The following is a 12,868-nucleotide window of genomic DNA, read 5'->3' on the forward strand; positions in this document are numbered from 1 at the left end:
GGACCCAGGAACTGGGTATCCGTGGCGTATCTCCGCCAGCAACCCCTGCGAAAGGAACCAGTTGTCACCCGCGTCCCAGGGCGCTTCACAGGAGGGCTCCTCTACCGAGCCGGGTGACAAACCCGGCTTCCCCGCAATACCGGCTTCGGAAACGGCCGGGTGGTGCTGACCGTGTCGGTTCTGCTCACCATTCTCAGTCTGCTCGGATTCATCGCTCTGACCGCCGGCACGGCCTTGTTCGTGGCCGCGGAATTCTCGCTCACCGCCCTGGAACGCTCCACCGTGGAGGCCCACGCCCGTGACGGCGACCGCCGGGCCCGGCAGGTGCGCCAGGCGCATCGCACGCTCTCGTTCCAGTTGTCGGGCGCTCAGCTGGGCATCACCATCACCACCCTGATCACCGGTTACATCGCCGAGCCCGTGCTGGCCCGGCTGCTGGAGCCGATGCTGAGCGTGTTCGGGCTGGGCGACGGGACCGCGAAGGGCATCTCCCTGGCGCTGGCGCTGATCATCGCGACCTCGCTGTCGATGATCTACGGCGAGCTGGTGCCCAAGAACATCGCCATCGCCTCCCCGCTGGAGACCGCGCGCTGGACCGCGGGCCCGATGATCGCCTTCTCCACCGTCTTCAAGTGGATGATCAATTTCCTGAACGGGGCCGCCAACTGGGCGGTGCGCCGGATCGGCATCGAACCGGCCGAGGAACTCCGGTCGGCCCGCTCACCGCAGGAATTGGGTTCGCTGGTGCGAACTTCCGCGCTGCACGGGGCGCTCGATCAGCGCACCGCGCAGGTGGTGGATCGGTCGCTGCAGTTCGGCGACCGCACCGCGGAGGAGTTGATGACGCCTCGCATGACCATCGAAACCCTCGATCAGGACTGCACTCTCGCCGATCTGATCGACGCCGCGCGCGAAACCGGGTACTCGCGGTTCCCGGTCGTGGACGGCGATCTCGACAACACGCTCGGGTTCGTGCACATCAAGCAGACCTTCGTGCATCCGGTGAAGGATCGCCGCCAGATCACCTTGAAGTCCATCGCGCAGCAGGTGCCCGTGGTGCCGGCCAGCCTGGACGGCGACGAGGTGCTCGAGCGGGTGCGCCGCGACGGTATGCAGGTGGCGCTGGTGGTCGACGAGTACGGCGGCACCGCGGGCATCGTCACCATGGAGGACCTGATCGAGGAGATCCTCGGCGACGTGCGCGACGAGCACGACGAGGAGGAGCTCGATGTGCGCCGCACGGCCAACGGCTGGAACTGCTCGGGTCTGATGCGCATCGACGAGGTGTCCCGCACCACCGGATACGACCCGCCCGAGGGCGAATACGAAACCTTGGGTGGCCTGGTCCTGACCCGTCTGGGCCGGATTCCCGAAACCGGCGACGAGGTGCTGCTGCCCCAACCCGGCAACAGCCAGCTCGAGCACACCCACACTCGAGGCGGCTGGATCGCCACCGTGGAGCGCATGGACGGCCGCCGCATCGACCGCGTCCTGATCAGGCCGATCGACGCCGAGGCCCTCGCGATCTGGGAGCAGACTCATGGGTGACCTGTACGCCGTCCTGTTGACGTTCCTCTTGTTGCTGGGCAACGCGTTCTTCGTCGGCGCGGAGTTCGCGTTGATCTCCGCGCGCCGTGACCGGCTCGAAGCACTGGCGGCGCAGGGCAAGCGCAGCGCCAATACGGTGATCGAGGCGGGCCAGAACCTGTCGATGATGCTGGCGGCGGCGCAGCTGGGCATCACCATCTGCTCGATCCTGCTGGGCCGGGTGGGTGAGCCCGCGGTGGCGCATCTGCTGGAGCAGCCGTTCGATCTGCTGGGTGTGCCGGATTCGCTGCTGCATCCGATCTCGTTCGCGCTGGCGTTGACGATCGTGGTGATCCTGCACATCCTGCTCGGCGAGATGATCCCGAAGAACATCGCGCTCGCCGGTCCGGAACGGATGGCGCTACTGCTGGTTCCGCTGCACCTGATGTGGCTGCGGCTGGCCAAGCCGTTGATCGCGGTCTACAACTTCGCCGCCAATATCTCGCTGCGGGCATTGCGGATCGAGCCGAAGGACGAGCTGGATTCGACGGTGTCGTCGGACGAGCTGGCCGAGATGTTCGGTGAATCGCGCTCCGAGGGGCTGTTGGACGAGGAGGAGCACCGTCGCCTCACGCAGGCGCTGGGCTCGAGCGATCGGATCGTCGCCGATGTGATGGTGCCGCTGGCCAAGGCCCGCTCGGTGCCGTTGCGCGGCGACGGAACCACCCTCGGTGACATCGAATCCGCTGTCGCCGAGACCGGATTCTCGCGTTACCCGGTTCGGGCGGACGACGGTTCGCTGGTCGGCTACCTCCACGTCAAGGATGTGCTCGACCTGACCGCCGACGAGGACGCGGGCCCGGGCACTCCGATCCCGCGCACCGATATCCGTCCGCTGCCGACCGTCAGCATGGGCACCACCTTGTTCGAGGCGCTGGCCCGTCTGCGCCGTACCAACTCCCACCTGGGTCGGGTGGTGGACAGCCGCGGCAATACCGTCGGCATCGTGGCCCTGGAGGATCTGGTGGAGGAGTTCGTGGGCACCGTCCGCGACGCCACCCACCGTCTCGCCGAATGATGAACACCCGCATCGATTCCCCCGTGCTGTCCGGTCCCGCTTGGCGGGACCGGGCGGCCGCCCACCGCGCCCGCGTCGACGCGCTGCTCGGCCCGTACCTCGACCGGCGCGCGGCGGGCACCAAGCACCCGGTGATCGACTTCCTGTTCACCTATTACGGCAACAAGCCCGCCCAGTTGAAACGCTGGCATCCGGGGTTCGGTGTCGCGCTGACCGATGCCGAGGAGTACACGGGATCGCGCGGCTACCACCAGATCTCGGTGGACTCCCCCGGCGGACCGTCCGTCACCGGCTGGACCGCCGATCCCGCCTTCCTCGACAAGCGCCGCGACACCGTCGAATTCGTCGTCTCCCTGTTGTCCGCGACCGCCTCCCGTCCGGCTCAGCTGTCCTGCTTCGGCCTCCACGAGTGGGCCATGGTCTACCGCACCGACGACGTCCGCCACCAGCAGGTCCCCCTCCGCCTGGGCTCCGCCGGCACCGACGCCGTCGTCGAATCGATGCAGATCCGCTGCACCCACTTCGACGCTTTCCGCTTCTTCACCCCCGCGGCCGTCCCCCTCAATATCGAACCCCTCACCCGCGACTCCCAGATCGCCCGCGAGCAACCCGGCTGCCTGCACGCCAATATGGACATCTACAAGTGGGGCTTCAAGCTGACCCCCTTGATCAGCTCCGACCTGCTGTTGGACGCCTTCGAACTGGCCTGCGCCGCCCGCGAGCTCGACATGAAGGCCAGTCCCTACGACCTGCTGGACTACGGCTACGAGCCCATTCGCATCGAAACACCTTCCGGCCGAGCCGAATACGTCCGCGGGCAAGCCGACATCGCGGCCCGATCGGAACTCCTGCGCACCCGCCTGCTGGACGCCGCCAGACACCTGCTGAGCAGATAGGCGCGAATGGCGTCCCGGATTCGATGTGTTTGCAAACAAATGATATTCGTGACCGGTGTGACGGTTTAGTCTCGCTTCCGAATGGCGCTGACGTGCACTATTATCAGGAAATCTCGACTGCGCACTGGCCGATTGGCAAATTCGACTACAGGTTCGGACGGCTAAGGAATTTGGGGGGCAGGGTTGGATAGGGCACCTGGTCGGCGCATCTGACAGGAACAGTGCCACGTATCCGTCCCAGGTCGGCGGATTGGCCACACTCGTCATCATCTTCGACAGTTCCTGCTGTCGTCCGCGCGTGCCCGCGCCCAATTAGAAGACCAACTGGCCTCGTTCACGAACGACGGGGGGATTGCCGGGGCTCCGAGGTGCTGCCCCACCTCGAACGCAGCCCAATAAACGGAATATGCGACACGCCGTTTATTCATAATGCTCGTTCGGCGACGCGCGCGACCGAATCTTTTCGCGATCACGCGAATTCTCGAAGTGTGCGCATCTGCTCTCGAAATAGGAGGCGCATAGCTATGACACGGGATCAAGTCGCCCAGGCGATCATCGCGGAGGGGCAGCGACGTGGAATCAGTCAGCGCGGCATCGTGATCGCACTGGCGACGGGGCTGGTCGAGTCGAACCTGACAATCTACGCGAATCCCGCGGTGCCGGAGTCCATGCAGCTCGAACACGATGCGGTGGGGACCGACGGCTTCTCGGTGGGTGTGTTCCAGCAACAGATCCGGCAGGGCGACAACGGCGAGTACTGGTGGGCTGATTGCGCGACCTGTATGAACCCGACCACGTCGGCAGGGCTGTTCTACGAGCGACTCGCCAGGCTGGATTACAACGGTCCGGATTCACCCGGTTCGTATGCCCAAGAGGTGCAGCGATCGGCGTTCCCCGATCGCTACGACGAACGCATGTCCGACGCCCAGGACATCTATGACCGGCTGGCTTCGGTATCGCAGAGTGGGGAACCGACGGAGAAGGAACTCCCCTACGACAGGTCGATCGTCCCGCAGGAGAGGTTCTTCTGGTGCGGTCCCGCCGCGACCCAGATCGTGTGCAATTCGTGTGGAGTGAACCTTTCCGAACAATATTTGGCCACCGAGATCGGGACCACCGAGAACGGGACCGATTACGTCGGTCTGATCACACCGGTGCTGAACAGAATTCTGCCCGCCGCGAAGTACGTCGACACGTACATGCACGACGATCCGCCGACCGGCGCCCAGAAGGATCGGTTGTGGAAGGACATCGCCAATTCGATCGACGCCGGCTTCGGCGTGGTCGCGAATATCGACGCCCCGCCGAACAACTACCCGCAAGGCGTCAAGGGTTCGGTATCACCCGTATACGGCGGCGGTGAAGTGTTCCATTACATCGCGCTGATGGGCTACGACAGCGCGTTCCCGCGTGCGGTGTGGGTCGCCGACAGCGGATTCAGCCCGTACGGGTATTGGATCGGCTTCGACCAGCTCGCGACACTGATCCCGCCGAAGGGCTATACCTCGGCCACCGCGGCCCCGATGCCCACCTTGCCGATCGGAGACGTGTGGATCCAGCTCTTCGGCGACGGCGGCGACAACATGCCCGGAACGGGATGGCCCCAACTGGGCGGACGAACCCTCGTCGACGAATTCGCCGCGATCGGTCAGAAGCTGAAGATCACGCGCTTCGCGGCCCCCACCACCGCGGTCAATGTACCGTTCCCGGCAGGCGTCGACGCTCAGGTCCGAGACGTGTGGATCCAGTTCTTCGGCGACGGCGACGATTTCACACCGGGGACGGGATGGCCCCAGCTCGGTGGCCACACCCTCGTCGACGGTGTGGCCGCCATCGGCCAGAAGCTGAAGATCACCGGCTTCGGCGCTCCCACCGGCGCGACCAACGTGCCCTTCCCGACCGGCGCCGCGGGCCAGATCCCGGACGTGTGGATCCAGCTGATGGGTGTGGGCGGCAATGGCTGGCCGCAGCTGGGCGGCCACACTCTGGTCGACGGCGTCGCCGCCATCGGCCAGAAACTGACCATCGACGGCTTCGCACCTCCTCCCGGCCCAACCCAGGTCTCCTTCCCCGCCCGGATCGCCGACCAGGTCAGGGACCTCGAGATCCAGCTGATGGGCATTACCGGCAATGGCTGGCCGCAGCTGGGCGGCCACACTCTCGTCGACGGTGTCGCCGAGATCGGAAAGGCGACCAAAGCGTCGTGACGCGCACGGCGTAGTACTGCTCGAGCGGGGCGGCCGTCAGCGGCGACGGCCGCCCCGGCGCGACAGCGACTACCCGGTGAAACTCACTGTCACTCAGCAGTCATCGCGGGAGGTCCTCCGCCGCACCCATCCACCATGCTTCGAGCTCGTCTTCTTCGTAGTACTCCGGCGGCGGGCGCAGCCCGGAGGGCAACTCGATTGTCGTCGCGCCGGTCCGCAACGCGATCGCCCGAATCTCGCTGAGCGCGGGCATCTCCCAAGGCTCTTCGGTATAGAAGTCCGGCAGCAGAGTGGCCGGCCCCAACGCGTGCCACGTGGCGATCACCCAGATCTCCCCCTCGGCTTCGGCCGCGAGCACGACCTCACGAACCACATCGGCCAACGCCACGCGCCGAAGCGGTTCGGCGCCGGTCCCCGCGATCAGCCCGACCTCCACCGCACGCCGCCACAATGCCGTCCCCGCATCGCAATACAGATGCGGCGGATCCACATACCCCTCCTCGAGCCACGCGTCCAGGCCCGACCCGTCCTCATCATCATCCACCGCGAGGTCCACGAGCGCCGTGAATTCCTCCAACCCATCGAAGAACTCACGCCGTGCCAGATAATCCGGATGCGCAACGACCTCGAACCGAAAGCAGTAGTCCCGGGCCAGCAAGATCTCCATCACCCTGAACTGCGTGAACGAACAGTCATACCCGCCTTGAAACGAGTACAACTCCCCGAACCAATCCCGAACCCGCCGATCCGCCCCCGGATGCCGCGCATCCAGCACCCGAACCGACCATTCGACCAGATCCTCGATCTCGTGCATCGACACGCGCGCGAGACTACCGGCGACGCCCCGCCGGAACGTCAATCCCTTGGCATCATTCAGGTTTGTGGACTTGGAACGGATCATGGAACAAGCCGATCGCTCCGCGACATTCGACTTGATCCGGGGGCTGGCCGACCCCGATTCGGGCGGGCCGGAACGCGACGGGATGAGCTATGCCCTCCAACGACTCGGTGATCCGAGGGCCGTCGAGCCGCTGACCCGGATCGGCCGGGACCCGAGCGGTGCGATCGAGGTCCGGTGCGCGGCACTGACCGTGCTGGAGAGCACCGGGATGTGCCCGGAGGGCAGCGAATTACGGGCATGGTGGAACGACGGCGACGACCTGGTCCGCGCCTGCGTTCTCCGGCAGGCCCAACGCACCGAGGCCGATCTACTCGAACCGGTCGCACGCGATCCACGCCATCGACTGCACAAGCACGCGATGATCGGTCTCGAGTTCTCGTTCGAGGAACCGCGGTGGCAGGGGTACAAGATCCAGGGCCTCGACCACCCCGACCCTCGTGTACGGAAGACCGCCGCCGATGTCCTGTGCTGGGACGAGCCGGTGGCCGCCGAACCGGCTTTGCATCGTGTCGCCGTCGACAGCGACTCCGATGCCGCGTGTGCCGCGATCGATACGTTGCGCTACTACCACAGCAGGGCCACGCTGCGGCTGCTCCACGAGATCGGCCGGGGCGACAGCGAAAGGGCTGTCACAGCACGGGCTTCCGAGGCCGGCCTGTTGAGCGAGTTCCAGGGCGAGCATTCGACGATCCGCGAGTGGATCGCTCCCGTGGCCGACCTGCTCGGGTCACCGGAGCCCGCGACCTCGACCGCACGACCGCGACTCCGTCACCAGCCTCCACCCGTGCCCTCGGCGGCTGAGATCCTGGAGACCTACTCCGATCCGGACGGACCGTGGGCGCCCAAGTTGACCATGTTGCGCCGCTACGCCTGGCCCCGGGTCCCCGCCGCCGACCGCCCCGCGATCGCCACCCTGCTCTCCGCCCACCCGGACCCCGAAGTGCGCGAAGCGTCCTGCGGCATGCTGGCAACCTGGCACGAGGTGGACGCCCTCCTCGCGCTCACCGACGATCCGAACTGCGCTGTCCGCAAATCCGCCGTCTACTCCCTGCGATTCGTGCCGATGTCCCCCGAGATCGCCACGCTCACCTGGAATCTGCTCACCTCCGGCGAGGTAGCCAGCACCCGCGGCTACGAGGCCCTCGCCACCTGCGCCGCCCACACCCCACCCGGCGACCTCGACGACCGCCTCATCGACCTGGCCCGCACAGACCTCCGCGAGAGCATCCGCGCCGAGGCAATCTCCCAACTGGGCGACCGCGTCGAACCGCTCCTGCATCTGTTGGCCGAACCACCTTTGGTGACCTGGTCGGTGCACGTCCGGCTGCTGGACGCCTGCCGCAGCGCGGGCATGCATGTCCCCGACCTCACCCCACTGCGCGAAGTCGACAACTTGCACCTGGCCCTCGCCCTCGCGGATTTCGAAGCCCGCGCGTGAGACCGGGCCGGGCGCGGCGCCCGGCCCGGTTGCTCGACCGCTACCCGGTTTCAGCCGCAGGCCGGGGAGGTTTGGTTGGCGAGAGACAGGAGGTTGCAGATCCAGTCCTTCTGGACTTTCCATTTGCCGTCTTCGGCGACGAAGGGGACGACGGCTTGCTGGGGGGCGCCGCCGCCGATGGCGGCCTGGGCGTCGGCGGTGAGGGTGCCGTTGCCGAGGTCGACGACGTTGGTGACGGTGATGGAGGCGTTGTTCTGCTTGTAGGCCTCGATGATTCGGGTCGGGAGGCTCGGGTCGGCCTGCATGCCCTGCATGAGGTCGAGCTTCTCGGCGTCGGGGACCGCGGGGTCGAGGACCTTCTGCATGGCGGTGTTCAGCTCCGTGGCGGACGGGGCGGGCGGGTATGCCTGTCCGGAGGCCGTTTTCGACGTCGAAGACTTGGCGGGCGTGTGGCCCGGGTGCTTCTCACCACTGCCACATGCCGACAGACCGAGCACGGTCACGACAGCCAACGCCACCACGGCGAAACGTCCACTCTGACGGAGCTTCACTACACATCCTTCACACATTCCGAATACTTCTGTCACACAAGATGACCGCGAGAGGCTCCCGGAACAAGTCGAGGGAGCACTTTCAGTCCGAACCCTCATGATTGCCGCCGACACCGAACTCGCGGCTATGCACGGAGCTTCTCTGTATCAGCTGTTCGCGCGCGTCGCGGATCACCTGTCTCCGGCGGCCCTGCAAGCGTGGCGAAACCACTTCGGGCCACGGTGATCCGAGGTGTTTCCGTGGTGGTTGCCGTACAGAGCCGGAACAGCAGCAGGAACAGGCAGTCGATGAGGAACGGGACTGCCAGGAATGCCGCGGCGGGGGCCGCGATCAGGAGGAAGCGCAGCCACTCCCCGGGTCCGGCACCCGCCATGCGGCCGCCGAAACGGACGGCGGCCCACATCATCCAGCGCTGAGGCGTGGTGACGCCGCATTCGCGGAGCATGCGGCGGAAGATGCCGTCGGCGTCGGAGCGGCCGACGGGTGCGACCTCGCACAGGTAGTCGTGCAGGATCGCGGCGCGGGTGTACGCGCCGTAGCGGGGAATCAGCCAGATCAGGGGCCGTGGGACAGAAGCGAAGTCGGTGATGAAACCGACCGGCACGCTGAAGGTGTCGGTGGCGGCGCGGTAGGTCAGCGGTGCTTGCAACCGCCACCTGACCGCGTCGACCTCCTCGACGACCACGGCGTGTTCACCGAGGAACGGCATCGAATCCTCCTCGGCGCGATTCGGCGCGATCGGTCATCGGGGCAGCTCCTGGTTCAGGGCGCCGGCGAGCGCTTTGCAGTGGCCTTCGGCGAGGTAGGCGGTGGTGTGCCGGCCGTCGGTGAGGTAGCCCTGCATCCACGCCAGCGCGCCGCCCCAGTCCTGCCATCGATCGAGGTTCCACCACGGCTGCATGCTGCGATTCGTCGCGGTGTCGATCATGTGCTGAGCCCAGCGCGTCGCGGCTTCGGGGGAACTCAGCGAATAGAACTCGGTCATATCGGCCAAGCTGCGCAACGGGTTTCCCGCCGGGAGCGACGTGATCGGGTCGCCGGCGGCGGCGACCCACCAGGTCGGCAGGCCGGTGTCGCGCTCGCCGGAGATCCCCCACCCGCCCGGGTCGATGCCGACGCACCGGCCGCGTGGACGAGAAGGGTCGGCGATCAACGCCACGCCGCGCACATCCAGTTCCGGATGCTGTCCGGCCGAGATCTCGGCCGCGACATCGCCAGCGATGTGCGCGCCCTGCGAATATCCGCCGAGCACAACAGGATTCGGGCTGGCGCCGATCGCGCCGAGCAGCGCCTCGCGCCCCGCCGCGCGACTGTCGGCGTAGGTGCCGGGACTGCCGTACTCGGCGGGATAGTCGACGATGCGGGTGGTGAATTCCGCGGGGTCCAGGTCGCGCAGGAACTCCTCGCTGATGTTGTCGCCGCCGTGCGGGCAGAACGTGCCGGGCACCATGAGAACGTCGATCATGACCGCACTCCGGAACGCTCGGTGCCGATTCCGCAGGCGGCGGCCAACTCGTCGGGCGACAAACCGTCGGCACTGTTCATATCGCAGGGGCCGAACGGGTCGCAGCCCTCCGGCAGTCCACCGCCCCACCCCTGCCCATCGGTGTATTGATGCGCGACCTGCCCCGGCAGTTGCGGATCGTTGCCGTATCCCGCCGCCACCACGCGCAGCCCCTCGGGACGGGTGGGCCACATGGACGCGAAATCGGAGGCATTGGCGTACCCGATGACCCGGCGCGGATCACCGAGGAAGTCGGCGGCCGCCCAATAGGCGCGATTGATTCCGTCGGATTGGTCGCCGGACGGATTGCCGCCCTGTTCGACATCGAGCATCACGATCATCCGCGGATGCGGTCCCCCCGCCTCGGCGACCATGTCGATGCAGGTCCGCACCGTCTCGTGCCAATTCGGACGCCAATAGAAATAGACGATGAAGCACGCCAGTCGCCCGGAATCGGCTGCGGCGGTGGCCCATCGATAGTTGTGCGCGAAGTGGTCGTCGCGGAATGTGCCGTCATTGCTGCGAAACGACAGGACTTCGTACGGATAGTCGTCGTCGACGGGCGCCTGAAAAGTGGAAACGTCAGCGAACAAGGTGTCGGTCATGAAGTTCTCCCCCAGTGCAGATCGGCGGTCTCTCCCACCGCCGATCACGAAGGTAGAACCCAATGCCGCCGATCCACCACGCATTTATGCCGATCGACCGAAAAAGGCGCGGTCACACCGCTTTTCCAAGTTTCCGGACCGGACGAAGCCGGCGGGCTCAATGCCCGCCGCGCCGGTCCCGCGGCCTCAGGAACCGAACCAGCGCCGCCGCCGCGCCGCCGCGAATTCGGCTTTCTCCTCGGCGAATTCGGCGGATGGCCCGAGGAATGGGGCGACGGGCGACGGGCCGGAGAGGAAGTCCGCTTCCACTTTCCCGACGAGGCCCCCGCCGAACTCGATGTGGCACGTGCCCTGTCCCAGATACCTGCCGTCGCGCGGACGGTCGTGCAGGTGGGCGATGATGTCGGCGGCGACGGTTCGCGCTGCCGTCTCGGCGAATACGCCCGCCCGGGGCACGGGGGCGTCGGCGCAGTCGCCCAGTGCGTACACCCCCGGGTAGGGGGTGGCCAGGGTGGCCGCGTCGACATGGATCCAGCCGTCCACTCCCCCCGCGGTCAGCCCGGAAACCTGCACGACCTCCGGAACCCGGTGCCGGGGAATGCCGATGAACAGGTCGTAGGGCAGGTCCCCGGCGCGCGTCGACGCGGTGTGGGTCGCCGGGGCCAGGGCACGCACCCGGGTTCCGGGCGTGTACTCGATGCCACGGTCGGCGAGTGCGCCGAGGATCGCCGTGTTGGAGCTCGGCGACACCGGAATGGGTGAGTCCATCGGGGTGATCAGTCGCAGGCGGGTCGCATCGCGCAGATCGCGGCGCACGAGCTCCTCGTGCAGCAGCAGCGCGCCTTCGTAGGGCGCCGGCGGGCACTTGAACGGGACGCTCAGGATCGACATCAGGATGGTGCCGCCGGTGAAGGCGTCGAGGCGTCGCCGCAGCCGGTGGACGCCCGCGAGCGAGTAGTACTCGTGTCCGTCGTCGACGAATCCGGGGGTGGCGGCGCAGTCGTACTCCGCGCCCAGCGCGACGACGAGCGTGTCCGGCGCGTACTCGCCTCGATCGGTGGTGACAGTGCGGTGAGCGGGGTCGATCGCGGTGACCGTTTCGCGCCGGAACTCCACGGCCGGAAGGTCGATGGTGTCGTAGGGAATCCGGACCTCGTCGTCGGTGCGACCCCGGAACAGCACGTCCAGCTTGGCGAAGCCGAAGACGAAGCCTTCGGCACAATCCAGCAATGTCACCCGGACCTCGTCCGGCGCGGACCCGGACAGGCCCGCGGCGAGTTCGAGCCCACCGAATCCCGCACCGAGGATCAGAACGGTGTGCATCGTTCGAGTATGCGCCCGATCACGTCCGCCGTGTGCTCGAGATTTGCGGGGATATGACCGCCGGCGGGTCGCCACCGACCGTCGGCGCAGCCCGTGGGTTATGCCGTGACCGGGTGGATCTTCAGGTTGCAGGTGTCGAGGGCCTCGTCGACTACCCGGGTGTCGGTCGAGTTGGGCGGGGTTACTTGGGTTTTGACGACCTTGGGATCGGGTTTGCCGTAGACGCCGCAGGCCACCGACTCGGCGATGGCTTCGGCGGGGTGACCCGACTTGACGACGACGGTGGGTTCGGGGTCGCCGGTGGGTTGCGGGCTCATGTAACCGGAGGTGGTGCGTTCGGCGTGGACGACCTCGCCGGTGGAGGTGGTGAGGTCGAGGCCGGGATAGCCCTTCAGGGTGCAGGCCTGGGTGGGGTTGGCGATGGAGAAGGTGAGGGTGATGCTGTGGTGGCTCATGGCCGCGCCCAGGCCGGTGGCGGTGACGTCGACCTGGCCGGGGGCGCAGGCGGCGATCGGGGTGTCGGTGGGGACGGTGGCGGGCGCGGAGTTGCCCGTCGGGGCGGCGCCGGGGTTTCCGGCACTCGGGCTTCCGGCACCGGGTGAGACGGCTGGGGTCGCCGAGCTCGGCGTCGTGGTCGGGGTGGCTCCATCGGTACAGCCGGTGACGCCCGCGATCACCGTGCAGGCCAAGAGCATCGTGAATCCAGCAGAGCGCATCGCCCACCTCCGTCGTCGAATCATCGCAGCCTTTCGAGATCGACTGGCCGACCGGCTCTGTTAACCGCTGCGGCAACGGTTTTCGGACCCGCTCGACGAGCCCGACCGCCCACTGACAGCG

12 protein-coding genes are annotated in these 12,868 nt (G+C 67.0%); 5 read left to right on the forward strand and 7 right to left on the reverse strand.

Annotated features, from left to right (window positions below; all coding sequences use genetic code 11):
• Positions 1–171: 171 nt before the first annotated feature.
• From ABZ412_RS07030 to ABZ412_RS07045, 4 genes are all read left to right on the forward strand, one after another.
• A complete protein-coding gene (locus ABZ412_RS07030) occupies positions 172–1,548 on the forward strand; it encodes a hemolysin family protein (RefSeq protein WP_357277345.1) in 1,377 nt (458 codons plus the stop codon).
• Positions 1,541–2,605, forward strand: a complete 1,065-nt coding sequence (locus ABZ412_RS07035; RefSeq protein ID WP_357277347.1) for a hemolysin family protein — start codon at positions 1,541–1,543, stop codon at positions 2,603–2,605. The genes ABZ412_RS07030 and ABZ412_RS07035 overlap by 8 nt, the downstream gene beginning before the upstream one ends.
• Positions 2,602–3,501, forward strand: coding sequence for a 3-methyladenine DNA glycosylase (locus tag ABZ412_RS07040; RefSeq protein WP_357277349.1), 900 nt, complete (start codon positions 2,602–2,604; stop codon positions 3,499–3,501). The genes ABZ412_RS07035 and ABZ412_RS07040 overlap by 4 nt, the downstream gene beginning before the upstream one ends.
• 368 nt (positions 3,502–3,869) lie before the next feature.
• Positions 3,870–5,708, forward strand: coding sequence for a C39 family peptidase (locus ABZ412_RS07045; protein WP_357277352.1), 1,839 nt, complete (start codon positions 3,870–3,872; stop codon positions 5,706–5,708).
• A gap of 100 nt (positions 5,709–5,808) precedes the next feature.
• Here the strand turns inward: ABZ412_RS07045 and ABZ412_RS07050 are convergent, their stop codons facing one another.
• Positions 5,809–6,609: a hypothetical protein gene (locus ABZ412_RS07050; RefSeq protein WP_357277354.1), complete on the reverse strand. Its 801-nt coding sequence runs from the start codon at positions 6,607–6,609 to the stop codon at positions 5,809–5,811.
• Here ABZ412_RS07050 and ABZ412_RS07055 point away from each other — a divergent pair.
• A complete protein-coding gene (locus ABZ412_RS07055; RefSeq protein WP_357277357.1) occupies positions 6,608–8,047 on the forward strand; it encodes a HEAT repeat domain-containing protein in 1,440 nt (479 codons plus the stop codon). The genes ABZ412_RS07050 and ABZ412_RS07055 overlap by 2 nt on opposite strands.
• Before the next feature lie 50 nt (positions 8,048–8,097).
• Here the strand turns inward: ABZ412_RS07055 and ABZ412_RS07060 are convergent, their stop codons facing one another.
• The 6 genes from ABZ412_RS07060 to ABZ412_RS07085 all read right to left on the reverse strand — a co-directional run bounded on the left by ABZ412_RS07060 (position 8,098) and on the right by ABZ412_RS07085 (position 12,747).
• Positions 8,098–8,598 carry a hypothetical protein gene (locus tag ABZ412_RS07060; RefSeq protein ID WP_357277359.1) on the reverse strand — a complete coding sequence of 167 codons (501 nt, stop codon included), beginning with the start codon at positions 8,596–8,598 and terminating at the stop codon, positions 8,098–8,100.
• Between the two features lie 125 nt (positions 8,599–8,723).
• Positions 8,724–9,308 carry a DUF1353 domain-containing protein gene (locus ABZ412_RS07065; RefSeq protein WP_357277361.1) on the reverse strand — a complete coding sequence of 195 codons (585 nt, stop codon included), beginning with the start codon at positions 9,306–9,308 and terminating at the stop codon, positions 8,724–8,726.
• Positions 9,309–9,341: 33 nt separating this feature from the next.
• Positions 9,342–10,064, reverse strand: coding sequence for an alpha/beta fold hydrolase (locus tag ABZ412_RS07070; RefSeq protein ID WP_357277362.1), 723 nt, complete (start codon positions 10,062–10,064; stop codon positions 9,342–9,344).
• On the reverse strand, positions 10,061–10,708 hold the full coding sequence (locus ABZ412_RS07075; protein ID WP_357277365.1) for a hypothetical protein: 648 nt from the start codon (positions 10,706–10,708) through the stop codon (positions 10,061–10,063). Before ABZ412_RS07075 ends, ABZ412_RS07070 begins: the two co-directional genes overlap by 4 nt.
• 186 nt (positions 10,709–10,894) lie before the next feature.
• The gene (locus tag ABZ412_RS07080) at positions 10,895–12,031 is read right to left on the reverse strand and encodes an FAD-dependent oxidoreductase (RefSeq protein ID WP_357277368.1); all 1,137 of its coding nucleotides are present in this window, start codon (positions 12,029–12,031) and stop codon (positions 10,895–10,897) included.
• 98 nt (positions 12,032–12,129) lie between these two features.
• Complete coding sequence (locus ABZ412_RS07085) at positions 12,130–12,747, reverse strand: DUF4232 domain-containing protein (RefSeq protein ID WP_357277371.1); 618 nt, start codon at positions 12,745–12,747, stop codon at positions 12,130–12,132.
• Between the last annotated feature and the right edge of the window lie 121 nt (positions 12,748–12,868).

The organism is Nocardia sp. NPDC005746 (assembly GCF_040630785.1).
Taxonomy (GTDB): Bacteria; Actinomycetota; Actinomycetes; order Mycobacteriales; family Mycobacteriaceae; genus Nocardia.

What these genes read in the sequence shown, in the direction of transcription:
- ABZ412_RS07035 (WP_357277347.1), top strand. Translation starts at nt 1,541, where the DNA reads ATGGGTGACCTGTACGCCGTCCTGTTGACGTTCCTCTTGTTGCTGGGC.
- ABZ412_RS07040 (WP_357277349.1), top strand. Translation starts at nt 2,602, where the DNA reads ATGATGAACACCCGCATCGATTCCCCCGTGCTGTCCGGTCCCGCTTGG.
- ABZ412_RS07055 (WP_357277357.1), top strand. Translation starts at nt 6,608, where the DNA reads ATGGAACAAGCCGATCGCTCCGCGACATTCGACTTGATCCGGGGGCTG.
- ABZ412_RS07050 (WP_357277354.1), bottom strand. Translation starts at nt 6,609, where the DNA reads ATGATCCGTTCCAAGTCCACAAACCTGAATGATGCCAAGGGATTGACG.
- ABZ412_RS07065 (WP_357277361.1), bottom strand. Translation starts at nt 9,308, where the DNA reads ATGCCGTTCCTCGGTGAACACGCCGTGGTCGTCGAGGAGGTCGACGCG.
- ABZ412_RS07070 (WP_357277362.1), bottom strand. Translation starts at nt 10,064, where the DNA reads ATGATCGACGTTCTCATGGTGCCCGGCACGTTCTGCCCGCACGGCGGC.
- ABZ412_RS07075 (WP_357277365.1), bottom strand. Translation starts at nt 10,708, where the DNA reads ATGACCGACACCTTGTTCGCTGACGTTTCCACTTTTCAGGCGCCCGTC.
- ABZ412_RS07080 (WP_357277368.1), bottom strand. Translation starts at nt 12,031, where the DNA reads ATGCACACCGTTCTGATCCTCGGTGCGGGATTCGGTGGGCTCGAACTC.
- ABZ412_RS07085 (WP_357277371.1), bottom strand. Translation starts at nt 12,747, where the DNA reads ATGCGCTCTGCTGGATTCACGATGCTCTTGGCCTGCACGGTGATCGCG.